Source organism: Peribacillus sp. NPDC060253, from assembly GCF_042727425.1.
GTDB lineage: Bacteria > Bacillota > Bacilli > Bacillales > DSM-1321 > Peribacillus.
Genome location: NZ_JBHXAS010000018.1, coordinates 17132 through 41943 on the forward strand (window position 1 = coordinate 17132; position 24812 = coordinate 41943).

The window sequence follows — 24812 nt, forward strand, 5'->3', positions numbered from 1 at the left end:
TCAGAGGAGTGGAAGGATGAATTTTAAGAGAATTCTTTTCATGATGATTTCTATTTTACTGCTGGCAGGCTGTTCGACGAAAGAAGAACCTGCAACGGATGACAGTAAGCCGAAAGACCAAGCTGTCATCAAAAATACAGATGTGAAAAATGAGCCTTCCAATAAGTTCCCACTTACTGGTATAGCCACCGATGAAAGCAGTGAGCAAAGGGCTGTTGCAGTGATGATTAATAATCATCCAAAGGCACGCCCACAATCGGGCCTATCTCAAGCCGACTTAGTCTACGAAATGCTCGCAGAAGGTGACATAACCAGATTTTTAGCTATCTTCCAAAGTGAAATGCCAAGCCAGATCGGTCCGATTCGGAGTGCAAGGGACTATTATATCGAACTGGCTAAAGGCCTGGATTGCATCTATGTGTGTCATGGGAATAGCCCAGAGGCAAAAAACATGCTGGACAAAGGGTATATTGATAACTTGAACGGATTATATTATGATGGAACTTTGTTTCAACGCTCGGCGGATCGAAAAGCACCGCATAATTCTTACATTTCTTTTGATGACATCCAAAAGGGTGCGAAGGAAAAGGGATATGACATGAACGGTGCACCTGAGCCATTTACTTTCCTTACTGAGGATGAGGAGGCTGGTCTTCAAGGGGAACCGGCACTGAAAACCAAGATATCCTACGGATTGGAAGAGTATGATGTAGAGTATGAATACGAGGCCACGGAAGAGAAATATAAACGTTATTCGAATGGTGAGCAAACAGTCGAACATAAATCGAATAAGCCTATTTTACTGGATAATATATTGATCATTGAGGCCACTCATCAAGTGATTGACGATAAAGGGCGTCGTAAAATCGATTTGAAGAATGGTGGAAAAGGTTATTTACTTCAAAAAGGAAAAGCGAATGAAGTAGAATGGGTTAATAAGGATGGTCGGATTATTCCAGTGAAAAACGATAAAGAGGTAGGGTTGATTCCAGGAAAAACCTGGGTCAATATAATTCCGAATCAACCTGGTTTAGTAGGGGACGTCTCATTTTGATACCCATGAAATTGAGGGGGAGTAACATGCAAATTGATAAGTTAAGAGGAAAAGAGACGGATCAGCTGTTTAAGTCGATTCTTTCCTTGCGCGATTTAGACGAATGTTATCGATTTTTTGATGATTTATGCACAGTTAATGAAATTTCCTCATTAGCTCAGCGACTTGAAGTAGCTCGGATGCTTGAAGAAGGTAAAACCTATCATAAGATCGAAACGGAAACGGGTGCAAGTACCGCTACGATTTCAAGGGTCAAGCGCTGTTTGAATTACGGAAATGACGCTTATTCCATGGCTCTTAACCGTATTAAAGAAAACGTTGAGGAAACAACTGAATCTTAATGCACAGGATTTTTATATGGTGAATGAGAAAAAGCCGAGGAATTCATTTTCCGGCTTTTTATTTTGATTTTTTTGCGCTTTCTTTGTCAGCTGTCTTTCAGTCGTATCCGTGTTATATTGGATTTTAGATTCAGTGGTTTCCAATTGGTAAACATTTTATCGATACTTCTCTTTTTTAATGAAAAATCTTAATGCTATAATGGTGTAATGGGAAGTGTGAATGGAGGATTATAATGTACGATTTTCGCGAGTGGAAACATGTTTTCAAACTCGATCCAAATAAAGAAATAAGTGATGAGGCTCTGGAAAAAGTCTGCGAATCCGGTACTGATGCAATCATGATCGGGGGAACGGATGGAATCACACTTGAAAATGTGCTTCATTTAATGGCACGGGTCAGACGTTACACCGTGCCATGTGTGATGGAAATTTCATCAGTTGAAACGGTGACGCCAGGTTTTGATTTATATTTTATTCCGAGTGTCCTGAATAGCACCAATCCGGATTGGATGATGAAGCTGCATCAGCAAGCAGTCAAAGAATACGGATATCTTTTGAATTGGGATGAAATTTTCGTTGAAGGCTACTGTATCCTGAATCCTGATTGTAAGGCGGCCGAATTGACAAAAGCAAATACGAGTTTGGATATGGATGATGTGGGAGCTTACGCGCTGATGGCAGAAAAGATGTTCAACCTGCCTATTTTTTATCTGGAATACAGCGGTGATTATGGCGATGTCCAGATGGTGGAAGCGGCCAAAGAGAGTTTGGAGAATACCGTGCTGTTTTATGGCGGTGGGATAAAGTCGGTTGAACAGGCCAAAGAAATGTCGGAGTTTGCAGATGTTATCGTTGTTGGTAATGTGATATATGAAGATTTGAAAGTGGCACTTGCAACAGTTCCGGCAGTTAAATGAAATCATGGAATAAATGTAGTATACTAAAACGGAAACGAATGTTCGTATAGGTGGTGTGATAATGCAATATTTAGCGGAAAAATTACTAATAGGTTTGAATGAACAGCAGCAAAAAGCAGTAAAATCGACTGATGGCCCACTTTTAATCATGGCTGGAGCGGGAAGTGGAAAGACGCGTGTGCTGACTCACCGTATAGCTTACTTGATGGTCGAAAAGGAAATAGCACCTTGGAACATCCTTGCCATCACGTTTACCAATAAAGCGTCACGTGAGATGAAGGAGAGGATTCGTGCCATACTTGGCGGTGCGTCCGAAGATATCTGGATTTCGACTTTCCACTCGATGTGTGTCCGCATTTTACGAAGAGATATTGATCGGATCGGAATTAATAGGAACTTCTCGATATTGGATACGACAGATCAGCAATCGGTCATTAAGCAAATCATGAAAGAGCGTAATATGGATACGAAGAAATATGATTACCGTGCCATTTTGGGCAGCATCAGTTCAGCAAAAAATGAATTGGTCAGTCCGGAAGAATACCTGAAGACGGCATCAGATTTTTTCACTAAAGTAACTGCCGATGTATATACGGAATACCAAAAACGGCTGCGGAAGAATTCAGCGCTCGATTTCGATGATTTGATCATGATGACGATTCAATTGTTCCAACTAGTACCGGAAGTGCTTGAATATTATCAGCGCAAGTTTCAATACATTCATGTGGATGAGTATCAAGATACGAACAGGGCTCAATATATGCTTGTGAAACTACTAGCTTCGCGTTTTCGTAATTTGTGTGTTGTTGGGGATTCAGATCAATCGATCTATCGTTGGCGAGGTGCGGATATTGCAAATATCCTTTCTTTTGAAAAAGATTACCCGAATGCTAACATGATATTCCTCGAACAGAATTACCGCTCGACGAAAAAGATTCTTGAAGCGGCGAATAAGGTCATCGATAACAATCAAAACAGGAAACCAAAGAACCTTTGGACTGAGAATGCAGATGGTAATAAGATATTCTATTATCGTGCAGACAATGAACAAGGGGAAGCGCAATTTGTTGCCGGAAAGATCAATGAGTTAGTTATGGACGGCAGTAGAAAATATGCCGATATAGCAATCCTTTACAGAACAAATGCACAATCCCGTGTCATGGAGGAAGTTCTGCTTAAATCCAATATTAACTATGCAATCGTCGGCGGCACTAAGTTCTATGACCGTAAAGAGATCAAGGACCTACTAGCTTATCTTCGCCTTATTGCGAATCCTGATGATGACATCAGTCTTCGCCGTGTAATCAATGTACCAAAACGCGGCATTGGTGCAACCTCAATGGACAAAGTGGCAGATTATGCAGTTCAGTATGATGTTTCCATTTATAAAGCACTTGAATCAGTGGAAATGGTAGGGATAAGCGGGAAGGCTACCAAAGCAGCTAGGGAATTCCATACGTTAATCACTAATTATACAAATCAGCAGGAGTACTTATCCGTGACTGAGCTGGTGGAAGAAGTCATTAAGAAAACTGGTTACCGTGAGATGCTGCAGGCAGAAAAAACGATTGAATCACAAAGCCGGCTTGAAAATATAGATGAGTTTTTATCTGTTACGAAAGCATTCGAAGAAAACAGCGAGGACAAATCATTGGTTGGCTTTTTAACTGACCTGGCATTGGTTGCAGATATAGATCAACTAGATGAGAATTCCGAAGAAGCTACAAACACGGTAACGCTGATGACACTTCATTCTGCGAAGGGACTAGAGTATCCGGTAGTCTTTTTACTGGGTCTTGAAGAAGGTGTTTTCCCTCATAGCCGCTCGCTCATGGATGAAGAGGAGATGGAAGAAGAACGCCGTCTGGCTTATGTGGGGATTACAAGGGCTGAAAATGAGCTATTCATAAGTAATGCCCAAATGAGGACATTGTATGGACGGACGAGCATGAATCCAGTTTCACGTTTCATCGGAGAAATACCAGAGGAACTTCTTGAAGATCTTAAACCAAAACCTGCTCCTAGAGCTAGGCAAACACCTTTCAGTTCTTCGTCGAGAAGCGGATCTCCTGCAGCACCTTCCGGAAGAAAAGTGCCGGCCTTTGGAAAAGCTGTTTCCGCACCATCTGCAACAGGCGGTGAAGAAATCGGCTGGGCTGTCGGTGATCGTGCATCCCATAAAAAATGGGGTATAGGAACCGTGGTGAGCGTAAAAGGGGAAGGCGAAGGAAAGGAACTGGATATTGCATTTCCTAGTCCAATCGGCATCAAACGCTTACTGGCGAAATTTGCACCAGTTGAAAAAGCTTAAGCTATTTTTATGCGTCTACTGGAAAAGAATAGGGATATCTGACTTTAGACACCGCTCTTCCATAGAAGTGCGGTGGAGTCTTCTTTAGAAAGGATTGAACGTATGGACTTACAAGCTGCAGAGAAGAAAGTACTAGAACTGCAAACATTATTGAACCAATACAGCTATGAATATTACGTGATGGACCAGCCATCAGTACCTGATGCTGAATATGATAGGCTACTCCGTGATCTTATTGAGTATGAGGAGAAATTTCCTGAACTGAAAACGGCGGACTCACCAACACAACGTGTCGGTGGCGCCATTTTGGATATGTTTGAAAAAGTGGAGCATACCTCACCGATGCTTAGCTTAGGCAATGCTTTCAATGAAAGTGACTTACGGGATTTCGACAGAAAGGTCCGGCAATCCGTAGGTGACGATTTTTCCTATGTATGTGAATTGAAAATAGATGGTCTTGCCGTCACGCTTCAATACGAGAATGGATATTTCGTAAGAGGGGCAACCCGTGGAGATGGAACGATCGGGGAGGATATTACAGCTAACCTGAAAACGATCAAGTCGATTCCATTGAAGGTGCGGGAGCCGGTTGCCATAGAAGTGCGCGGTGAGGCATTCATGCCAAAAAAATCATTCGAATCCTTAAATAAAGCTAAGGAAGAACGTGGTGAAGAACCTTTTGCAAACCCACGGAATGCTGCTGCTGGTTCCTTAAGGCAACTTGACCCAAAGCTTGCTGCGAAACGGAACTTGGACATTTTCCTTTATGCGATTGCTGATTTGGGCGAAACAGGGGTCCAATCCCATAGTGAGGGTCTTGATTTATTGGACCGACTGGGGTTTAAGACGAATAAGGAAAGAAAAACATGCACGAATATAGAGGAAGTACTGGCCTATATAGTAGAATGGACGGAACAACGTCCAAACTTAGCTTATGACATTGATGGAATTGTCGTAAAGGTGGATTCCCTTGAACAGCAGGATGAATTAGGTTTTACTGCAAAAAGTCCGCGATGGGCCATTGCTTATAAATTCCCAGCTGAAGAAGTCATTACAACCCTAAGGGATATCGAGCTGAATGTCGGCCGTACGGGTGTTTTGACCCCGACCGCCGTTTTGGATCCCGTCCGGGTAGCAGGTACGACTGTTCAGCGAGCTTCCCTGCATAACGAAGACTTAATCCGTGAAAAGGACATCAGAATCGGAGATCAAGTTGTCGTGAAAAAAGCGGGTGATATCATTCCAGAGGTGGTCAATGTACTGGCAGAGCGCCGTACAGGGGAAGAAATCGAATTCCAGATGCCGACTGAGTGCCCGGAATGCAGCAGTGAACTTGTTCGGCTAGACGGGGAGGTTGCTTTACGCTGCATAAACCCGAAATGTCCTGCACAAATACGGGAGGGCTTGATTCACTTTGTATCCCGGACGGCCATGAATATAGACAGTCTTGGTGAAAAAGTGATTAGCTTGTTGTTCAAAGAAAAACTCATACAAGACGTGGCTGATATTTATAAGCTTACATACGATCAACTGATTGCATTGGAGCGGATGGGGGATAAATCGGTCAATAAACTCCTTCAAGCAATTGAAGCTTCGAAAACCAATTCTTTGGAAAAATTACTATTTGGACTAGGTATTCGTCATGTTGGTTCGAAAGCGGCGAAAACGCTAGCACAAGAGTTTGGGACGATGGAAGCCTTAAGTAAGGCGAGCCGTGAAGAACTGACATCCATTAATGAAATAGGTGATAAGATGGCCGATTCCATCGTAGCGTATTTTGAATTGGAAGAGGTCCATGCGCTATTGAACGAGTTGGAAGCATACGGTGTGAATCTCACTTATAAAGGGCCAAGAGCTATTCCCATTGAAGACATTGATTCCTATTTTGCCGGTAAAACGGTCGTTTTAACAGGTAAATTGCATCAGCTAACACGTAATGAAGCAAAAGAAAAATTAGAGGCGCTAGGAGCTAACGTTGCTGGAAGTGTCAGCAAGAAAACCGATTTGGTCGTGGCTGGCGAAGATGCCGGTTCCAAACTGGAAAAAGCGGAAAGCTTAGGCGTATTGGTATGGGATGAAGAGAGACTGGTTGAGGAACTAAAAAAATAAGAGGTGTAGCTATGAGGAAACACTCTATTTTGGGGATGATTCTTATACTGCTTCTTGCTGGATGTGCACCTAGTTTTGAGGATAAGCAAGAGGTAGTTCAAGACTCCAAAAGCAAAAAAGAAACGGCAATAATTCCGAAGTATAAAATTTCGGATGAATATTATCAAACAATCCTTCCGTTTGAACCATCAAAAGCACGCGGGTTAGTCGTATCGAATTTAAATACCCGATATGATATTGAAGAATTCGAAAATGGTCTTATGCGGTTGGCACAAACACAATTTGATCCTGACGATTACCTATTTCAAGAAGGGCAAATGCTTAGTAGCTCCACGATATCTTCCTGGCTGAACAGAAAATATACCAAAAGTCAGTTGAAAGAAAAGGACATGAAAGCCTCGGAGAACCTTGGCTTGAATCCGGTTGATCCTGGTAAAGGTGACATCGATAAGCGGAATGAAGAAAATCCAATCTATCTTGCTCATATTTTAGAACATAATTATTTAGTAAAAACAAAAGATAATTCAGTGAGCCTTGGTGGAGTGGTAATAGGTCTTGCGATGAATTCAGTGCATTACTATCAAAAAGAGGCATATGGTGCCACATATGAACAGAAAATCGATAGTAATAAGATAAAGCAAGAAGGGGAGAAAATTGCTGCTGAAGTTTTAAAAAGGCTGCGTAACACAGACAAGCTGAAAAATGTTCCGATTACGATTGCCTTATTCGAGCAAAATGAAAAATCCTCTGTAGTGCCTGGGAATTTCATTTCCTATACGAATGTCGGACAAAATTCTGATAGTATTGGAAAATGGACAGACTTGGACGAAGAGTATTTCTTATTTCCTTCTGCTAGTGCTGAAAAAAAATATAGGGATGATGTCAATACTTTCACGAACTTTAAAGAAGATGTCGAAGAGTATTTCCCTAATTTTAACGGAGTCATCGGCAGGGCGTTTTATATGGATAAACAATTACAAAGTCTGAACATCGATATTCCCATTCAATTTTATGGGAACTCGGAAGCGCTTGGGTTTACCCAATATGTAGCTGGGCTTGTAATGGAACGCTTCCCTAACTATATTTCCGTACAAGTATCCATTACCTCTGTAAATGGGCCTGAAGCGCTCATTGTCCGTGAAGCAAATCAGGACGAACCAACCGTGCATATATATGAATGAAAAATGAAAAAGATGAAGCTTAACAGCTTCGTCTTTTTTTTGTATTCACCATCCGCTAAATGGTGAATGTTTAATCGATTCTTACACGAAACGAGCACGACATAAATTAAAAATGCATCGGAGTCACCTATGGACGCAATGAGTAAGTAAATAATCCTTAACATGCTTTTGCAATCATACCAAAGAGAGTAAAACCTTCCATATTAGGAAACGCTTCCTGATATTACAGACGATCTTTTGTCGAATTCTAGGGCCATCTTGTCATTTCCCCGGAAATTTCGGCAACTTCCCCATATTTCCCGGAAAATATCTCTTTTTCCTTATGAAATATTTGAATTTCGACAATGTATCTCTTGTTGCTTTACTGTGTAATAGTTTGATATGATTTAAACGATGATTTTATGGATAAAAGCGGCGAAATTCAGTCGATTTGGATATTTTTTCGGAGGTGAAGAGAATGTCACGTATTTCTATGGAACAAGTTAAACACGTTGCCCATTTGGCCCGTTTGGCAATTACGGAAGAGGAAGCACAACAGTTTCAACATCAGCTTGACCAAATGATTTCATTTGCGGAGCAGTTGAATGAGCTTGATACAGATCAAGTAAATCCGACTTCTCACGTTTTGGATATGAAAAATGTAATGCGCGAAGATGTCGCAAAGCCAGGATTACCAGTAGAAGAAGTAGTTAAAAATGCACCGGATAGCAAAGATGGATATATCCGTGTACCATCTATAATTGAATAAGGAGGGACAATGATGTCGTTGTTCGAACAAAAGGTTTCTGAGCTTCATGAACGCTTACATAAGAAAGAGATCAGTGTCACTGATCTTGTTAACGAATCATATGAGCGAATTGGACAGGTAGAAGACAAAGTAAAGGCATTTTTGACACTTGATGAAGAAAACGCTCGCAATCAAGCAAAACAATTGGATGACCAATTAGTAAAAGGCGAGAACGAGGGCTCTTTATTTGGTATGCCAATCGGAGTGAAAGATAATATTGTCACAAAAAATTTACGGACGACTTGTGGGAGCAAAATCTTGGAGAACTTTGATCCAATTTATGATGCAACCGTCGTTCAAAAGTTACAGCAGGCAGAAACGGTGACGATCGGAAAATTGAATATGGATGAATTTGCGATGGGTTCTTCAAATGAGAATTCCGCATATCAGGCAACACGCAATCCTTGGAATCTGGATTATGTACCAGGTGGTTCATCAGGCGGTTCTGCTGCATCTGTCGCTTCCGGTGAAGTCTTATTCTCTTTAGGCTCCGATACGGGTGGATCGATCCGCCAACCAGCGGCATATTGTGGAGTTGTCGGCTTAAAGCCTACATATGGACGGGTTTCCCGTTTCGGACTTGTAGCATTTGCGTCTTCATTAGACCAAATCGGTCCGGTTACTAGAACAGTAGAAGATAATGCCTACTTGCTTGGAGCGATATCTGGTTTAGATCCAATGGATTCCACTTCTGCTAACGTTGACGTACCGAATTTTGTGAATTCATTAACAGGCGATGTAAGAGGAATGAAAATTGCAGTCCCTAAAGAATATCTCGGTGAAGGCGTTGGCGAAGAAGCTCGTAATTCCGTTCTTGAAGCGTTAAAAGTATTAGAAGGACTTGGAGCTGAGTGGGAAGAGGTATCCTTGCCACATTCCAAATATGCCCTAGCTGCATATTATCTGCTTTCTTCATCGGAAGCTTCAGCTAACCTTTCCCGTTTTGACGGAGTGCGCTACGGACACCGTACAGATAATGCAGAAACACTTATAGAAATGTATAAGCAAACTCGTGCAGAAGGATTCGGTGACGAAGTGAAACGCCGTATCATGCTTGGAACTTTCTCCTTAAGTTCAGGTTATTATGATGCTTATTATAAAAAGGCTCAAAAAGTACGTACATTAATTAAAAAAGACTTTGAAGATGTCTTTGAAAAATATGATGTCATCGTTGGGCCTACTACACCTACGCCTGCATTTAAAATTGGTGAAAAAGTCGATGATCCATTAACGATGTATGCGAATGATATTTTAACGATTCCAGTCAATCTTGCTGGTGTACCAGGTATATCCGTCCCATGTGGATTTGCAGCTAATGGGCTCCCGCTTGGACTGCAAATGATTGGGAAGCATTTTGATGAAAGCACGATTTACCGCGCGGCTCACGCATTTGAGCAAGCAACAGATTTTCATAAACAATTTCCTAAGCTGTAAGGGGTGAAAAAAATGGACTTTGAAACGGTCATTGGTCTAGAAGTACACGTAGAATTAAAAACGGATTCAAAAATTTTCTCAGCGAGCCCGAATCATTTCGGTGCCGCTCCAAATAGTAACACGACTGTAATTGACCTAGGTTATCCAGGCGTATTGCCTGTCGTCAATAAAAAGGCTGTTGATTTTGCAATGAAGGCTGCAATTGCTTTGAATTGCGAAGTGGCTGAAATAACGAAATTCGACAGGAAAAACTATTTCTACCCGGACAATCCTAAAGCATTCCAAATTTCTCAGTTCGATCAACCGATCGGTGAGCATGGTTGGATTGAAATCGAAGTTGGCGGCAAGAAAAAGAAAATCGGCATTACCCGCATTCATATGGAAGAGGATGCAGGCAAGCTGACACATAAGGGGAACTATTCACTTTGCGATTATAACCGCCAGGGAACTCCTCTTGTCGAAATCGTATCTGAACCGGATATCACTTCTCCTGAAGAAGCATATGCTTATCTGGAAAAATTAAAATCCATCATTCAATACACGGGTGTTTCCGATTGTAAAATGGAGGAAGGCTCACTTCGCTGTGATGCTAACATTTCCTTGAAACCTGTCGGGCAAAAAGAATTCGGTACGAAAACCGAATTGAAAAACCTGAATTCATTCAACTTCGTTCGCAAAGGGTTGGAGCATGAAGAAATCCGGCAAGCGGAAATTTTGAATGAAGGCGGCATAATCGAGCAAGAAACACGCCGGTTTGACGAAGCTACAGGCAGAACGGTTCTAATGAGAATTAAGGAAGGTTCCGATGATTACCGTTACTTCCCGGAGCCGGACTTATTGACAATCCATATCGACGAAGAATGGAAAGCACGCATCGCTGCCGAGATTCCAGAACTTCCGGATGCCAGGAAAAAACGTTATGTCGAAGAATTTGGCTTACCGGAATATGATGCGGCCGTTTTAACGGTAACGAAAGAAAGTGCTGATTTCTTTGAAGCGACTGTTGCTGCAGGAGCGGATGCAAAACTTGCATCTAACTGGATCATGGGTGAGGTTTCCGCTTTCTTAAATGCAGAAGGAAAAGAACTGCATGATGTCGAATTGACTGCTGATTCATTGGCAGGAATGATCGAGCTGATTGAAGATGGCACGATTTCTTCTAAAATAGCTAAAAAGGTTTTCAAGGAATTGATTGAAAACGGTGGGGACGCAAAAACGATCGTCAAGGAGAAGGGACTTGTCCAAATTTCTGATGAAGGCGCGTTGCGTACTGCAGTTGAAGAGGCATTGAATAATAACCCGCAATCAATCGAAGACTTTAAGGCCGGTAAACAAAAAGCAATCGGCTTCCTTGTCGGGCAGATTATGAAAGCGACAAAAGGACAAGCTAATCCGCAACTTGTTAATAAAATCTTGGTGGAAGAAATCAATAAGCGTTAATCTGGACCGTATCACTTTTAAAGTGGTACGGTTTTCCCATGATTAAGAAGAGTGTTTTACGAGAAAAATAAACGAACCTGTGCAAGCGAATAAACTTTTTGATTTTTTTTGGAGTTATCTGTAGGGGTAGCTCCTTTTTGCGTCGTCTATTACATGAATGCTTAAAAGGGAAGGAGGAAGAGAAGTGACGGATGAGTTAGTTGAGAGGGTCAGGGCTGGGAATGATCATGCATTCCGAATATTGATTGAAACGTATAAACAGACGATTTTTAGAACCGTCTATTCCGTTTTACGCAATCAAAAGGATGCAGAAGATGTCACCCAGGAAGTCTTTATCAAAATCTATACTTCTCTTCCTCAATATAAGAATCAAGGTTTCAAAACTTGGATTACCCGTATTGCAGTCAATCATGCAATAGATTTAAAGAGAAAAAGGGAACGCCAAAAGGAAGAAACGCATGAGGAATATTCATCGGAAGCTAAATTGGGCTTATCTGATGATGTCGAGGCAGTATTTTTTCGGAATGAAAGAAGAAAGCAAGTATTACGAAAGCTGAATGAACTTCCGGAGGGGTATCGGGACGTTGTCTATGGCTTTTACATAAAGGAAAAGACATTCAAGCAAATTGCAGAGGAACAGCAGATTCAAGTTAAATCTGTGGAGGTAAAGCTATATCGGGCAAGAAATTGGATGAGAAAACATTGGAAAGAGGAGGATTTTTCATGAATCATGTTCCAGAAACAGGATGGGTTGCTTATTTGGCAGATGAAATAACTGAGGATTTAAAATTAGAATATGAAAATCATCTATACTCCTGTGACGAATGTTTATCAGCCTATATGAACGCGATGGAAAAAGAAGAATCCATTCTGGACGCTGAAGGATTGGATATTGCAGGTGCTGTCATGGACTCAATCAACCTCTTGAAAGGCGAATCTCTTGAAGAGACAAAGCAAATCCGAAAAGAGAAATCTCTTCGGACGATCACAAGACATTACCTGATCGCAGCCGGGTTCACGATCTTATTAATGGCAGGCGGAGTATTTCAATCATTGACAAAATACGTCGATTCTGTGGAATCCAGCAGTGTTAAGGAAACACAATCATTAACGGATGGCCTTATTGATAAAACATTTAATTGGATGGACTCTATTGAAAAGAAAAATAAGGAGGGGTTTAGAAATGAATAAAAGTCCGGTTTTAGCTTTCTTGTTATCGTTTCTGCCAGGTTTCGGACACTTTTACCTAGGAAGGAAATATAAAGGTTTATTTTATTTTCTTGCCACGGCTGGATTGGGGCTTGGAGGTCTTTTTCTAGCATTGATCAGTCAAACGGATTCTTTTCTGGTCATTTCCATGATTGGAATGGTTTTTTATCTCATCAGTATATTCGACTTGGTGGTCACCTCTCTAAGAAATCCTAAAAGTGAAACGGAAATAGAGGGAACGGCAGATCAGCCGGAAGCAGAAAGATTCTATGTTATCATCCTTTCATTCATTCCAGGGTTAGGGCATTTTCAGCTGGGGCTCATGAATCGGGGACTCATTTTTCTCATTGGCTTTTTAGGCCTTGGCATTATGGTGATATTCATCAGTGTGATGACACAAATGGAAGGTCTGTTAATATTTCTGGCTTTATTGCCGGTAATCTGGATTTACAGCTTTTTTGATTCTGTTCAACAGCTGAATAAGAAGCAAAGTGGTGAGGAGCTTATCGATCGGACCGTTTTGGAAGATTTCGAGGAGAGACGGGAATCCGGGAAAAAAAGTAAATCGGTCGCGTCTTTATTCGCGATTTTCCCCGGCGCTGGTCACTTATATTTAGGCCTGCAAAAACGCGGTATCCAATTGATGGCCGGCTTTTTATTCGCCATTTACATACTGGATTTACTTCGTTTAGGTTTCTTCTTTTTCCTTATTCCGATCATCTGGTTTTATAGTTTTTTTGATGGATTGCAAAAGGCCTCAAAAATGGAGGAGGGGCCTGTTGAAGATACGCCCATTATTTCAGGAATCGTCAATCAAGAAAAATGGGTAGGAATTGGTTTAGTGGGACTTGGTATCTATTTCTTGGCAAGTAATATAATCGTTCCGGCAATTGCTCCTTATTTAGATGACTGGATTGGCAACAACTTGGAATATTGGTTTAGAGATTATTTTCAAAAGGGACTGGTATGCATTCTGCTTATAGGTGGGGGAATCAAGTTGCTGGCAGGGAGCAAAAAAGCGCAAGTGAAGGAGGAGACAAAGTGAGAACATGGAGAGTCGGAACGATTTCAATGGGTGTCTCCCTCGTTGGTTTGGGTGTGGTTTTAATGGTTTCTCAAATTACCGAAATGAATTTGACGACGATTCTGCTATCTTGGTGGCCGTTGCTGTTCATAATTTTGGGAGCGGAGATTCTTTTCTATATTTATTTTTCCAGAAAAGAGAGTTCTTTTGTTAAGTATGATCTTCTTAGTATTCTTTTCGTGGGATTAATTGGCACGACGGGGATTGCTTTAGTTCTGCTAACATCAAGCGGATTGATGGATCAAGTCAGGGCAGCCGTGAAAAGTGAAGAAAAAACGGTCAATTTGCCTGGTTTCAATGAAAAGGCTGGGAAAGGCATACAGAGAGTTGTCCTGGATTCTGGATCATACCCATTGACGATTGAAAGTGGTGCTGATGCGGAAGTTTCCATTTTTGGAACATACGATGAGCGGGTAATGGAAGATACAAGTTCATTGTTGAAAAAGAAGGAAGATTATTTAATGGTTGAGAGAATTGGAGATACTCTTTATATCAGGTTCAAGGATTTACCGATTCAAAATGGACTTTTAGACAGCGGGACGATGAATCTTAAGGCCACTCTTATCATCCCTGCTGAATTGGCATTAGAGATAGAGGGACAAAATACCGACCTTGTCTTGAAGCCTAGGCAGCTTATGAATGATTGGAGTGTAAAGGATAGTGGGAATGTTAGTGTATTCCTTCAAAATGATAGTGATATCAAGATAGATGCAAGAGGGGTCGAAGAACTTGAAGGTCCCGAGAACAGTTGGAAGATGACTGAAGAAAAAGAAACAAGTGATACTGTAAAAAAGAATGGGATATTCAATATGGGAAAAGGGAATCATATTTTAACCGTCACAGATACGTTTAACGTGAAAGTTCATTATCCATGATTGAAATCATTTACTAGAATAAAATTGTAAAAAGCTTTATAATTTCCCTGATAAGATTTCTAGTAAAATGAATATAAAGAAATGGACCGAAATACGGTCTCTTTTTTTCGAATATTGCTTTTCATGTAATGAAGGATTAAGATGTAAATTATGGAATCAATATGTATAAGGATGATGGGAAATGAAAAGAGCAAGGTTGATTTACAACCCGACTTCGGGACGGGAAGCCATTAAGAAGAGCCTGCCAGGTGTGCTAGCCAAACTTGAAGAAGCTGGTTATGAGGCTTCTGCACATGCGACGACAGGTGCTGGCGATGCGACGAAAGCGGCTAAGATTGCGATTGAACGCGGCTATGATATTGTCATTGCTGCAGGGGGCGACGGAACGATTTATGAGGTTGTTAATGGACTGGCCACTGCAGAAAAGCGCCCGAAACTAGGAATCATTCCGACTGGAACGACTAATGATTTCGCGCGGGCACTGCATTTACCGAAGTCAATCGAAGGGGCAGCCGAAATTATTGCCAGTGGGCATACGATGCCGATAGACATTGGTAAAATGAACGATAAATATTTCATCAATATCGCTGGCGGTGGCCGATTGACTGAGTTGACCTACGACGTGCCAATCAAGCTTAAAACCATGCTAGGGCAGCTAGCGTACTATATTAAAGGAATTGAAATGCTGCCTTCCATTAAACCGACGGAAGTTTCCATTGAATATGATGGAAAGATTTTTGAAGGAGAGATCATGCTTTTCTTAGTGGCTAACACGAATTCGGTCGGAGGATTTGAGAAATTGGCTCCAGATGCATCTCTGAATGATGGTATGTTCACGTTGCTCATTTTGAAAAAAGCCAACCTAGCTGATATTGTCCGTGTCGCAACATTGGCAATGCGCGGTGAACATATTCATGATAAAAACGTCATTTATGAAAAAGCCAATCGAATTAAAGTACAGGCCAAAAACGACATGATGCTTAATTTGGACGGAGAGTTTGGCGGAATGGCCCCAGCTGAATTCGTAAATCAGTACCGCCATTTTGATGTATTCATTCCACAAGGATTACTGCCGGACGATCCGGCAAATAAATAGGAAAAAAAGGTCACAGAAATCGGGTGGCCTTTTCAGCTTAATTCAGTAAGGAGTATGTGTAAACATGTATATCAGGAGAGCGACACCGGAAGATGCGGAGAAGTGTGCTGTATTGACCCGGTTAGCGATTAAGGAAATTGCAGAGGCATTGACCGGCGAAACGGAAGAAGAAAGAGTACTTGCCGTTCTTGCCGAGTTGTTCAGGAAAAGTGGAAATCGGATCAGCCATGAAAATACGTTCGTCAGTGAACATGATGGACAAGTATCGGGATTAATCATTGCTTACCATGGCAAGGATGCTGAAAGCTTGGATGAACCAATCGTCAAACAATTAAGGTTGAAAATGAAAGACCCAAGCGTTACGCTCGATAAGGAAGCGGAAATGAGAGACTTCTATTTGGATACAGTAAGCGTTGACCCGACTTTTCAAGGAAAAGGAATTGGCAGTGCACTGATTCAATATGTTGAGGGATACGCTAAACATAAGGGATATCCAAGGGTTTCCTTAGTCGTTGAAAATGAAAATGAAGGGGCGAATCGTCTCTATAACAGATTAGGTTATAAAAAAATAAAAACGATTACGATTAGCGGTTTTGAATTTGGCTATATGGTAAAAGAAATGGAAGAACCCCCTGTTTGACAGGGGGTCCTTTTTTGTTTTTTTTGATATTTGACAATACCATGTTAATACGTTTTTTTGCTCGTGTAATTACATCTGCTGTCCGTTCATGGCAGCCCAATCAGCGTATTCTCCACTACCATTACAGCCGGGACAGTCGTGTATATCGGAAAAATGATATTCCGTTGGTACGAAGGAGCTGTATCCTCGCCCGTAACAATCCGGACAGAGGCCTTTTTCCTCCATACTTACACGATGTTTTTCTAACCTTGTTGCATTCCAGGCTGATATAGAGTTAAATAAACCCATTTCCTCACCTCATCTATTTTTCCTTATTTTTCTTATTTTGTTGAGTTTTTATACATGGAACTATGAAAAATCCGTAATTCCTTCCACTATATTTTATGAAAACAAAGGTAAATTGGTGAGTCGTTTTGTGGCAAGGCTCCTATTGTGGTAAAATACAGGCTAGCATAAAAAAGAAAAGAGAAGATGATATGAAAAAAACAGCACCTGTTGCTAAGAATGATATTATAGAGGTTTTATTCGAAGATTTAACACATGAAGGAGCTGGAGTGGCTAAAGTTGATGGCTACCCGATCTTTGTACAGAACGCCCTTCCTGGTGAAAAGGCAAAAATAAAAGTGATGAAGGCAAATAAAGGTTATGGCTTCGGACGGTTAATGGAAATTATAGAAAATAGTCCATACCGTGTTGAGGTCACCACTGAAGATTTCCATAAATACGGTGGTTGTCAGCTGCAGCATATGAGTTATGAAGGACAGTTGGAATTCAAGGAAAAGCAAGTACGTGAAGTGATGACGCGCATCGGAAAACTTGAGGATGTGAAGGTTCACCCGATCATAGGGATGGAGAATCCAACTCATTATCGCAATAAAGCTCAAGTACCTGTTGGCGAAAAGGATGGCAAGCTAATAGCGGGATTCTTTAAACCGCGGACACATGAAATCGTTGAAACGAAAGAAAGCATTATCCAAAACGAAGTGATCAGTGAAGCCGTTCAGGTTGTGAAAGAGATTTTCAGTAAACTTGGTATTCCTGCTTACAATGAGGAATCTCATAAAGGTGTATTGCGCCACATCATGGCCCGTTATGGCAAGCAAACAGGCGAATTAATGATTGTTCTCGTTACAAGAACAAATAGTATCCCTTTCATCGAAACTATCGTGAAGGAAATCGCTGAACGTCTTCCACAAGTGAAATCCATCGTTCAAAATGTGAATTCCAAGAAAACGAATGTTATCTTAGGTGATAACATGACAATCCTATGGGGCGACGAAGTGATCCATGATATGATCGGTGATGTGAAATTTGCCATTTCTGCAAAATCCTTTTATCAAATCAATCCAGACCAAACGAAGGTCCTTTATGATAAAGCCCTTGATTATGCAGGGCTTACGGGTGAAGAGACGGTAATAGATGCTTATTGCGGCATTGGTACCATTTCTTTATTCCTAGCTGGAAAAGCGAAAAAAGTCATCGGTGTCGAAGTGGTGTCAGAGGCGATCGAGGACGCACGCCGCAATGCTGAATTGAATGAAATCTCAAATGCAGAATTCATCGTTGGCGATGCAGGTAACGTTATTGCCGAATGGTATCAAAAGGGCAACACGGCAGATGTCATCGTCGTCGACCCACCTCGTAAAGGTTGTGAAGAATCCCTTCTGAACACAATCATCGAGATGAAACCGAACAAAGTCGTATATGTGTCATGCAACCCAGGCACTCTGGCGCGTGATCTTCATATCTTGGAAGAAGGCGGATATAAGGCCGTTGATATTCAACCTGTTGATATGTTCCCGATGACGACACATGTTGAAAATGTAGTGTTATTAGAGTTAAAATAATGTGAAAGAACTCAGGTCATTAGACCGGGTTCTTTTTTTGTTGAAAAGGAAATGAGCAAAATCTTTGTGTTCCCTTTTTTGGGTGGTTTAGCCGAAGAATAGTGGTAAGGGTCATTGCGAATTTTTTTTTGCATGCATATTCTTGATGCTCCAACTTGGACATATATTATAGAAAATGGAATGGGAGGTAAGGTGATTTTATTAATTTTCAAAAAGCGGTGGCTGTAATTGTTGGTAGTTTTTTGGTGGGTATTGGAATCAATGCTTTTTTAGTTCCTCATCATTTAATAGATGGCGGCGTTATTGGAATTGCACTCATCCTTCATTATTTCTTTGATTTTCAAACGGGGCTATCCATGTTAATTCTTAGTGTTCCTATATTTTTATATGCCTGGTACTATGAACGTCCTTTTTTCTATAGCAGCATCCACGGGTTACTTTTGACATCCCTTTTTATGGATTGGCTAAGTCCATTGAAAAAGGTCTTCTCCATTTCGATACTGACTAGTTCCTTGATTGGTGGGGCGATCATAGGAATGGGCATAGGGCTCATGCTTCGATATGAGACAAGCAGCGGGGGAACGGATATGTTAGCCAAAATTATTTCCAAATCTTCGACATTAGATATTGCTTTAGCCATTATTATTATAGATACACTAATCATTTCAGCCGCTGCCTTCACATTGGGTATGGAAATTTTCCTTTTTTCATGTGTGACGATCTTCATCATTGGACTGATCACTTCGGTTATGAAAGTGAAGGGTTGAATTCACGGTCATCAGTTTTTCAAGATATGGGCTACATCATCTATTGCCTTTTGCAGTTTTTCACTATTTTTACTATACATTTCTTTAGCTTCCTTTGATTCAGTTCCAAGGGCAAACAACTCTAGGTCTGCTTGGCATTTTTTCAAGGTTGCTAGCATTAAAGGCTTTTCTTGAGGAGAAGGCACTTTAAGTTTATCATCAAAAAGGTCCACAGTTAATTCACCGTTTGAATTCGCTTGAGCAAGAAAAACATTCTCGAGGGTTACACCCAACTTATCCAGTTCAGTATGAAGCCAATTTCGGTTCAGTCCAATCGTGGAAAGTGGTTCATCAAGTATGCTGCCGTCCATAATGATAGTTTGTGGTTCCTTGACTGCAGCAACTGCCAAGTTAATGTCCTTAGCTGTTAAGGGTTGATTTTGCTTTTTTAGCATTACGGAAAAATCCCCGTTCGCTTCCAATAAGGCAAACTCGACTTCTGAGATATCGAAGACATCCTTTTTTCGGAGTAATGCCAACAATTCATCAATGGTATATTTCTCTTTTTTTAAATTGTCTTCCATGACTTTGCCATCTTTGATGAAAACCGATGCTTTTCCTTCCACAAGGTCACGGAACGTTTTACTTTTTAAAGATATAGAACCTGCAATGAAGGGTGCTAAGGCAAAGACGAGGATGGACAGTACTCCATGTATAACATTTCCTTCGACCTTCGTAGCTAATTCGGCCCCAACATTACCAATGGTTATCCCCGTTACATATTCAAAAAAGGAGAGCTGAGATAATTGTTTTTTACCTAACACTTTCGTGATTACAAAAAGAACGATTAAAAAGAATAGTGAACGCAAAATAATTTCTAACCAACCCGGCATTACTTCACACCTCCTGCATAGTCATTTTGTTATTAGAAACCTTTATATTGTGGTTCTTCCCGTTCTAACTCACCCACTCGCTTTTGTACTTCCTTCATCACTTCATTCACCTCCAGCATCGTTTCATGCAAGATGCGTTTCGATTCATCGTCTTGGGTCCGAAGTGCTAAGCTGGATAAACCTGCTTCAACTCCTTTAAGGCTAGAGACACATTGTTTCACTTCAGAAGCTATCGTCATGCTGCATCCTCCTTATCCTTTAGGTTTAAAAATAATGGCTCCTATCATTCCAAAAATGATCGCCGCTGAAATCCCGGCACTGGTCACTTCGAACATGCCTGAAATAACACCGATCAATCCATGCTTTTCCCCTTCTGCCAACGCTCCGTGTACAAGGGAATTTCCGAAACTCGTAATGGGTACCGTTGCTCCTGCACCTGCAAAATCAATGAATGGTTCATATAAACCAAAACCATCCAACAGTGCTCCCGCAACAACAAAGGTACATAAAGTATGAGCAGGCGTGAGTTTGAATACGTCAAACATGATCTGCCCGATTACACAAATTGTGCCCCCGACAACAAAAGCCCAAAAGTAGATCATGGTTGGGGCTCGCCGCCATATTCAATCGATACGGCATGGGCAATACATGGAATCGTTTCACTTTGTTGAAAGGATAGAGGAGATAACAAGGCACCGGTAGCTACGACAAGCATTCGTTTGATTTCTCCCTTTTTCATGCGGTTTAATAAATGACCGTAAACGACGGTTGCCGAACATCCGGCACCGCTTGCTCCTGATAGGACAGGTTGCCCATCCCGGTATATCATTAATCCGCAATCCCTATACTGCTCTTCCTTAACTGGAGTACCGTGCTTTTTTAATAATTCCAATGAAACTTCATGTCCGATCTTTCCTAAATCCCCAGTTACAATTAAATCATAATAGGAGGGGTCGAGGTTCCGTTCTCTTAAATGGGCTTCAATCGTATCAACAGCGGCCGGGGCCATGGCACCGCCCATATTGAAAGGGTCGGTCAATCCCATATCGATTACACGGCCTATTGTAGCTGAAGTGACCCTTGGGCCAGCCCCTGCATGGCTTAATAAGGCCACGCCGGCCCCCGTAACGGTCCATTGGGCAGTTGGAGGTTTTTGCCCGCCGTATTCAGTTGGGTAACGAAATTGCTTTTCAACGGCTGCGTTATGACTTGATGCACCTGTCAATAAGTAATCTGCCCCTTTGGTATTGACAAGGTATGCACCTAGAGCAAGTCCTTCCATGGAGGTAGAGCAAGCTCCAAATAAGCCAAGATAAGGAGTACCCAGCGTTCGGCAGGCAAAACTTGTAGGGGTTATTTGATTGATAAGGTCGCCCCCAAGGAAAAATTGAATCTGTTCTTTCTGAAGGCCAGCCTTTTCGATTGCTTTTGTACAAGCTTCTTCCAATAAAACTTTATGTGCTTTTTCATAGGTATCTTGATTTATCCATAAATCGGAATGAAGGAGATCGAAATCATCAGCGAGCAATCCGTTTGCTTCAAATGGTCCACCCACAGTTCCTGTGGAGATGATGACAGGCTTTTGGTCAAACACCCATGTGCGATGCCCGGTAAGCATTATAAACCACCCCATTGTATGAGTATTGTTTTTACCAGTGCTACGATAAATGCAGAAAATACGCCGAATAAAATAACGGAACCAGCCAATTTAAATATGTTGCCACCGACTCCTAAAACGAAACCTTCTGTTCGGTGTTCAATGGCTGCCGATATAACCGCGTTCCCGAATCCTGTCAGCGGCACAGCAGAACCTGCCCCTCCAAATTGGGCAATTCGGTCATACACTCCAAATCCTGTGAGGAGCATGGCGATGAATATTAAGGTACCAGCCGTTGGATTTCCAGCTGTCTGGTCCGTGAAGTCGAAGTAACGGATATAAAAATTTGAAATGCATTGACCCAATAAGCAAATTATGCCGCCTGTCATAAAAGCTTTTAAGCAATTTAGCAGTACAGGTCTTTTGGTTTCCAATTGGGTTTGAAGCTGCTGATATTCCTGTTGGACAGGTGTCAGCTTTTTCTTTTTGTTATTTAACATCTTCTTATCACTTCTTCCATTTGTTACGTTTTTTCATTCAACAAGGCTTTGAGTCTTTTGAAATCTTTTTCTAAAGATTCAACCTTGGTATGATCCGTTTCCACTTTTTGCTCGAGTTGATCAAGTTCTATAAACATCTTTTGATCTGTCGAGACCAGTATTTTATAATGGGGAAACGTATTTTCCAATTCGGTTTGCGCTTTCTTTTCAATCTTTTTTAAGCGAAGGCGATTGAAGTTATCCACCTTAAGGGCCACCAGCAATTCCTTATTGGAATTCACAGCTTTTACCTTCGTGACTCCGTCCGCATTCGATAGCGTATCTTTAGCTTGATTGGCCACTGATTGGTCAATGGGATTATTGGTATGTACCTTTCTTATTTTCAAGTCCTGATCCTTGTTGTCGATTTGACTTGAGTTTGGCGAACATCCAGTTATAAGCAAAACGATGATAAGAGAAAAAATGGGAATGTAACATTTTAACTTATAGGGCAAGATATCGTCTCCTTATAGATGAATTAAAGATATAAAAAAGGTTGGTTGTCCTCAACCAACCTTTTTTATATGAATAATCATTGTTTATATTGGGGTTCCTCACTTTGTATCTCATTAATGCGAGGGGTGATGCTGTCTACAATCGTTTGTGTTTGTTGGGCAGCTTGTTGATAAAGTTGTTTGGCTTGCTCATTATCTGTGGAAAGTGCAAAGGTTTCAAAGCTTGCTTGAGCACTTTTGAGTCCCGCTAAAGTTGTTTTGACATCATTGATTACTGTCATGAAGGGTACCTCCTTGTTTGTAACTGCCTTTTTAGAATAAGGAAAAAATGATTATATATACCTTCCAAATTTTATCTGGATAATTGAAGTTGTAAATTTGATCTATCTCTCCATTAATCAAACGTTTGATTAATGAAGAAAAAACAGGTAGGAAGGCATTGGTGACTTCCATTAAATACGATTCATTCGTTACGTTTTTGTTTATGTGTAAATATTGACTGAATTCAGAATTATGCATATAATTAGAGAAAATATAACGTGATCGCGTGAGGTGATATGACATATGATGATTGTGGATGATTTGTATAATAGAGTTGTTTTTGAAATTTCATCTTTAGAATTGATAAAAGGATTGCTATTCCTTAAAAGCAAACAAGAGTCGGAAATTGAATCGATCAAAAACAAAATTCATAAGTACGAGCAGAAACGAAGTGCTGAGGAAGCATGGTATCAATCTCTATCACCGTTTAAACGTTTTTTTACAGGGCGTGCTCCAAGTCATCACCAGGCCGTGGAGCAGTTGGTGAATGTTAAAGATAGATATAAAAAAATCGAGAAGATTAAACGTAAGGTCGCTTTATTAAATGAGGTGATCATTTTACTTGAAGCAGAACCGGAAAAACGAAAAATGAATTTACCATCAGACATCATTAAAGAGATAATGGCCTGGCAGAGAGAGGATGGACTACCAAGATGACAATCGAAACGTTAAACGCTGGCTTGGATACAATTTGGGTTGTCCTGACAGCAGCCATGATCCTATTGATGGAGGGCGGGTTTGCCTTATTGGAGGCAGGGTTCGTTCGTACAAAGAATAATGTGAACATCATCATGAAGGTTTTTGCTGATATCACGATTGGGACGCTTTGTTATTTTGTCGTTGGTTTTGGCTTAATGTATGGAACGGATATATTTGGCACTATCGGAGCAAGCGGCTTTCTGCTGAAAGGTAACCTGTCGCACATCGACCTTACGATTTCCATAGATGCATTTTGGTTATTTCAAGGGGCATTCGTCATTGCTGTCATTTCCATTGTTTCCGGAGCCGTTGCGGAACGGATTAATTTTCGTGCCTATCTTATTTTTGTCGTAATGATGACGGCATTCATCTATCCGATTGCCGGTCACTGGGTATGGGGGGGAGGCTGGTTAAGTGAGCTGGGCATGCAGGACTTCGCAGGCTCTGCGGTCATTCATGCGCTAGGCGGATTTTCGGCACTCGCAGCTGCCATTGTCATTGGGCCGAGAGCAGGTAAATTCACTTCACGAGGCACTAGTTCCATTTCGTTACCAAGTAATCTCCCGTTGGCATCTGTTGGGGCATTCCTCCTATGGTTTGGCTGGTTTGGGTTTAATGCAGGAAGCACTTTGCAGGCTACAGACGGACGGATTGGCCATATTGCCATTGTCACGATGCTCTCAGCGGCATCAGGGGGAGCTGCGACAATGCTTTATACACTGTTTAGGTATGGACGCTCGGATGCCCCTTCCGTCATCAATGGCTCACTTGCAGGCCTTGTCGGGATTACGGCAGGTTGTGCATTCGTCAGTGATCTGGTGGCAATCCTGATTGGAGCAGTATCTGGAATGCTCATGTTGGCTGCGACAAATTGGTTGGAATCAAGGAAGATCGATGATCCGGTGGGTGCCTTTCCTGTTCATGCGGTATCCGGCATGTGGGGTACGATAGCGGTAGGGCTTTTCTCCTCGGAAGACGGTTTGTTTACAGGCGGGGGATGGCATTTGCTTGGGGTTCAATTGTTAGGATTAATAGTGCTGTGCATTTGGGGCTTTTCATTGACATGGATCGTGTTTAAAGTTATGAACATTTGGGTGCCTATAAGATCGACTGATGAAGAAGAAGAACTTGGATTGGACATCAGTTATCACGGCATCATGGCCACACATACATCGCCGGAGTTCATTAAAGTAGAAGACTATTATAAGCAGGATGAAGAATTGAAAAGATAAGGACA

General features: G+C 41.4%; 26 protein-coding genes. 19 read left to right on the plus strand and 7 right to left on the minus strand.

Annotated elements, in window-relative coordinates:
• Nucleotides 1-16 precede the first annotated feature (16 nt).
• The 17 genes from ACFWE9_RS07115 to ACFWE9_RS07195 all read left to right on the plus strand — a co-directional run bounded on the left by ACFWE9_RS07115 (nt 17) and on the right by ACFWE9_RS07195 (nt 19092).
• Nucleotides 17-1054: a DUF3048 domain-containing protein gene (locus ACFWE9_RS07115; protein WP_377356207.1), complete on the plus strand. Its 1038-nt coding sequence runs from the start codon at nt 17-19 to the stop codon at nt 1052-1054.
• A 26-nt stretch (nt 1055-1080) separates the two neighbouring features.
• Nucleotides 1081-1395 carry a YerC/YecD family TrpR-related protein gene (locus ACFWE9_RS07120; RefSeq protein ID WP_061461279.1) on the plus strand — a complete coding sequence of 105 codons (315 nt, stop codon included), beginning with the start codon at nt 1081-1083 and terminating at the stop codon, nt 1393-1395.
• Between the two features lie 233 nt (nt 1396-1628).
• Entirely contained in the window at nt 1629-2312 is a 684-nt protein-coding gene (gene pcrB, locus ACFWE9_RS07125; protein ID WP_230160819.1) for a heptaprenylglyceryl phosphate synthase, read from the plus strand.
• 61 nt (nt 2313-2373) lie between these two features.
• Entirely contained in the window at nt 2374-4623 is a 2250-nt protein-coding gene (gene pcrA / locus ACFWE9_RS07130) for a DNA helicase PcrA (RefSeq protein ID WP_230160821.1), read from the plus strand.
• 102 nt (nt 4624-4725) lie between these two features.
• Nucleotides 4726-6732: an NAD-dependent DNA ligase LigA gene (gene ligA / locus ACFWE9_RS07135; RefSeq protein WP_230160822.1), complete on the plus strand. Its 2007-nt coding sequence runs from the start codon at nt 4726-4728 to the stop codon at nt 6730-6732.
• Nucleotides 6733-6743: 11 nt separating this feature from the next.
• Nucleotides 6744-7913 (plus strand): CamS family sex pheromone protein, encoded by a 1170-nt coding sequence (locus tag ACFWE9_RS07140; RefSeq protein ID WP_230160824.1) that lies wholly within the window; start codon nt 6744-6746, stop codon nt 7911-7913.
• Between the two features lie 457 nt (nt 7914-8370).
• The gene (gene gatC, locus ACFWE9_RS07145; RefSeq protein WP_137018236.1) at nt 8371-8661 is read left to right on the plus strand and encodes an Asp-tRNA(Asn)/Glu-tRNA(Gln) amidotransferase subunit GatC; all 291 of its coding nucleotides are present in this window, start codon (nt 8371-8373) and stop codon (nt 8659-8661) included.
• 12 nt (nt 8662-8673) lie between these two features.
• Nucleotides 8674-10134 (plus strand): Asp-tRNA(Asn)/Glu-tRNA(Gln) amidotransferase subunit GatA, encoded by a 1461-nt coding sequence (gene gatA, locus ACFWE9_RS07150; RefSeq protein WP_230160826.1) that lies wholly within the window; start codon nt 8674-8676, stop codon nt 10132-10134.
• 12 nt (nt 10135-10146) lie between these two features.
• Nucleotides 10147-11574 carry an Asp-tRNA(Asn)/Glu-tRNA(Gln) amidotransferase subunit GatB gene (gene gatB / locus ACFWE9_RS07155; protein ID WP_230160828.1) on the plus strand — a complete coding sequence of 476 codons (1428 nt, stop codon included), beginning with the start codon at nt 10147-10149 and terminating at the stop codon, nt 11572-11574.
• A gap of 184 nt (nt 11575-11758) precedes the next feature.
• On the plus strand, nt 11759-12301 hold the full coding sequence (locus ACFWE9_RS07160) for an RNA polymerase sigma factor (protein WP_230160830.1): 543 nt from the start codon (nt 11759-11761) through the stop codon (nt 12299-12301).
• On the plus strand, nt 12298-12765 hold the full coding sequence (locus ACFWE9_RS07165; protein ID WP_230160832.1) for a hypothetical protein: 468 nt from the start codon (nt 12298-12300) through the stop codon (nt 12763-12765). The genes ACFWE9_RS07160 and ACFWE9_RS07165 overlap by 4 nt, the downstream gene beginning before the upstream one ends.
• The gene (locus tag ACFWE9_RS07170) at nt 12758-13828 is read left to right on the plus strand and encodes a hypothetical protein (protein ID WP_230160834.1); all 1071 of its coding nucleotides are present in this window, start codon (nt 12758-12760) and stop codon (nt 13826-13828) included. Before ACFWE9_RS07165 ends, ACFWE9_RS07170 begins: the two co-directional genes overlap by 8 nt.
• On the plus strand, nt 13825-14742 hold the full coding sequence (locus ACFWE9_RS07175) for a LiaF transmembrane domain-containing protein (protein WP_230160836.1): 918 nt from the start codon (nt 13825-13827) through the stop codon (nt 14740-14742). Before ACFWE9_RS07170 ends, ACFWE9_RS07175 begins: the two co-directional genes overlap by 4 nt.
• 181 nt (nt 14743-14923) lie before the next feature.
• Entirely contained in the window at nt 14924-15838 is a 915-nt protein-coding gene (locus ACFWE9_RS07180; protein WP_230160838.1) for a diacylglycerol kinase, read from the plus strand.
• A 64-nt stretch (nt 15839-15902) separates the two neighbouring features.
• Nucleotides 15903-16478 (plus strand): GNAT family N-acetyltransferase, encoded by a 576-nt coding sequence (locus ACFWE9_RS07185; RefSeq protein WP_230160840.1) that lies wholly within the window; start codon nt 15903-15905, stop codon nt 16476-16478.
• A gap of 476 nt (nt 16479-16954) precedes the next feature.
• Entirely contained in the window at nt 16955-18325 is a 1371-nt protein-coding gene (gene rlmD, locus ACFWE9_RS07190) for a 23S rRNA (uracil(1939)-C(5))-methyltransferase RlmD (protein ID WP_230160842.1), read from the plus strand.
• 218 nt (nt 18326-18543) lie between these two features.
• Complete coding sequence (locus ACFWE9_RS07195) at nt 18544-19092, plus strand: YitT family protein (protein ID WP_377356215.1); 549 nt, start codon at nt 18544-18546, stop codon at nt 19090-19092.
• 11 nt (nt 19093-19103) lie between these two features.
• Here the strand turns inward: ACFWE9_RS07195 and ACFWE9_RS07200 are convergent, their stop codons facing one another.
• From ACFWE9_RS07200 to ACFWE9_RS07230, 7 genes are all read right to left on the minus strand, one after another.
• On the minus strand, nt 19104-19964 hold the full coding sequence (locus ACFWE9_RS07200; RefSeq protein ID WP_377356217.1) for a DUF421 domain-containing protein: 861 nt from the start codon (nt 19962-19964) through the stop codon (nt 19104-19106).
• A gap of 32 nt (nt 19965-19996) precedes the next feature.
• Entirely contained in the window at nt 19997-20203 is a 207-nt protein-coding gene (locus ACFWE9_RS07205; RefSeq protein ID WP_230160847.1) for a DUF1657 domain-containing protein, read from the minus strand.
• A gap of 12 nt (nt 20204-20215) precedes the next feature.
• Nucleotides 20216-20566, minus strand: coding sequence for a stage V sporulation protein AE (gene spoVAE, locus ACFWE9_RS07210; protein WP_230160849.1), 351 nt, complete (start codon nt 20564-20566; stop codon nt 20216-20218).
• The gene (spoVAD, locus tag ACFWE9_RS07215) at nt 20563-21582 is read right to left on the minus strand and encodes a stage V sporulation protein AD (protein WP_230160850.1); all 1020 of its coding nucleotides are present in this window, start codon (nt 21580-21582) and stop codon (nt 20563-20565) included. The genes spoVAE and spoVAD overlap by 4 nt, the downstream gene beginning before the upstream one ends.
• Entirely contained in the window at nt 21582-22061 is a 480-nt protein-coding gene (spoVAC, locus tag ACFWE9_RS07220) for a stage V sporulation protein AC (protein ID WP_377356220.1), read from the minus strand. The genes spoVAD and spoVAC overlap by 1 nt, the downstream gene beginning before the upstream one ends.
• Before the next feature lie 23 nt (nt 22062-22084).
• Nucleotides 22085-22555 carry a YhcN/YlaJ family sporulation lipoprotein gene (locus tag ACFWE9_RS07225; RefSeq protein ID WP_377356222.1) on the minus strand — a complete coding sequence of 157 codons (471 nt, stop codon included), beginning with the start codon at nt 22553-22555 and terminating at the stop codon, nt 22085-22087.
• 77 nt (nt 22556-22632) lie between these two features.
• Complete coding sequence (locus ACFWE9_RS07230; protein ID WP_230160856.1) at nt 22633-22836, minus strand: DUF1657 domain-containing protein; 204 nt, start codon at nt 22834-22836, stop codon at nt 22633-22635.
• Nucleotides 22837-23119: 283 nt separating this feature from the next.
• Between ACFWE9_RS07230 and ACFWE9_RS07235 the strand changes: the two genes are divergently transcribed.
• Nucleotides 23120-23533 carry a hypothetical protein gene (locus ACFWE9_RS07235; protein ID WP_230160858.1) on the plus strand — a complete coding sequence of 138 codons (414 nt, stop codon included), beginning with the start codon at nt 23120-23122 and terminating at the stop codon, nt 23531-23533.
• The gene (locus ACFWE9_RS07240) at nt 23530-24807 is read left to right on the plus strand and encodes an ammonium transporter (RefSeq protein WP_230160860.1); all 1278 of its coding nucleotides are present in this window, start codon (nt 23530-23532) and stop codon (nt 24805-24807) included. The genes ACFWE9_RS07235 and ACFWE9_RS07240 overlap by 4 nt, the downstream gene beginning before the upstream one ends.
• The last annotated feature ends 5 nt before the right edge of the window (nt 24808-24812 follow it).

Coding starts and splice junctions, on each gene's coding strand:
- ACFWE9_RS07115 (WP_377356207.1), top strand. CDS start 17: ATGAATTTTAAGAGAATTCTTTTCATGATGATTTCTATTTTACTGCTG.
- gatC (WP_137018236.1), top strand. CDS start 8,371: ATGTCACGTATTTCTATGGAACAAGTTAAACACGTTGCCCATTTGGCC.
- spoVAE (WP_230160849.1), bottom strand. CDS start 20,566: ATGATCTACTTTTGGGCTTTTGTTGTCGGGGGCACAATTTGTGTAATC.
- ACFWE9_RS07165 (WP_230160832.1), top strand. CDS start 12,298: ATGAATCATGTTCCAGAAACAGGATGGGTTGCTTATTTGGCAGATGAA.
- ACFWE9_RS07170 (WP_230160834.1), top strand. CDS start 12,758: ATGAATAAAAGTCCGGTTTTAGCTTTCTTGTTATCGTTTCTGCCAGGT.
- rlmD (WP_230160842.1), top strand. CDS start 16,955: ATGAAAAAAACAGCACCTGTTGCTAAGAATGATATTATAGAGGTTTTA.
- ACFWE9_RS07185 (WP_230160840.1), top strand. CDS start 15,903: ATGTATATCAGGAGAGCGACACCGGAAGATGCGGAGAAGTGTGCTGTA.
- ACFWE9_RS07240 (WP_230160860.1), top strand. CDS start 23,530: ATGACAATCGAAACGTTAAACGCTGGCTTGGATACAATTTGGGTTGTC.
- ACFWE9_RS07230 (WP_230160856.1), bottom strand. CDS start 22,836: ATGACAGTAATCAATGATGTCAAAACAACTTTAGCGGGACTCAAAAGT.
- ACFWE9_RS07205 (WP_230160847.1), bottom strand. CDS start 20,203: ATGACGATAGCTTCTGAAGTGAAACAATGTGTCTCTAGCCTTAAAGGA.
- ligA (WP_230160822.1), top strand. CDS start 4,726: ATGGACTTACAAGCTGCAGAGAAGAAAGTACTAGAACTGCAAACATTA.
- spoVAD (WP_230160850.1), bottom strand. CDS start 21,582: ATGCTTACCGGGCATCGCACATGGGTGTTTGACCAAAAGCCTGTCATC.
- ACFWE9_RS07120 (WP_061461279.1), top strand. CDS start 1,081: ATGCAAATTGATAAGTTAAGAGGAAAAGAGACGGATCAGCTGTTTAAG.
- ACFWE9_RS07180 (WP_230160838.1), top strand. CDS start 14,924: ATGAAAAGAGCAAGGTTGATTTACAACCCGACTTCGGGACGGGAAGCC.
- ACFWE9_RS07140 (WP_230160824.1), top strand. CDS start 6,744: ATGAGGAAACACTCTATTTTGGGGATGATTCTTATACTGCTTCTTGCT.
- gatA (WP_230160826.1), top strand. CDS start 8,674: ATGTCGTTGTTCGAACAAAAGGTTTCTGAGCTTCATGAACGCTTACAT.
- pcrA (WP_230160821.1), top strand. CDS start 2,374: ATGCAATATTTAGCGGAAAAATTACTAATAGGTTTGAATGAACAGCAG.
- gatB (WP_230160828.1), top strand. CDS start 10,147: ATGGACTTTGAAACGGTCATTGGTCTAGAAGTACACGTAGAATTAAAA.
- ACFWE9_RS07235 (WP_230160858.1), top strand. CDS start 23,120: ATGATGATTGTGGATGATTTGTATAATAGAGTTGTTTTTGAAATTTCA.
- pcrB (WP_230160819.1), top strand. CDS start 1,629: ATGTACGATTTTCGCGAGTGGAAACATGTTTTCAAACTCGATCCAAAT.
- spoVAC (WP_377356220.1), bottom strand. CDS start 22,061: ATGTTAAATAACAAAAAGAAAAAGCTGACACCTGTCCAACAGGAATAT.
- ACFWE9_RS07200 (WP_377356217.1), bottom strand. CDS start 19,964: ATGCCGGGTTGGTTAGAAATTATTTTGCGTTCACTATTCTTTTTAATC.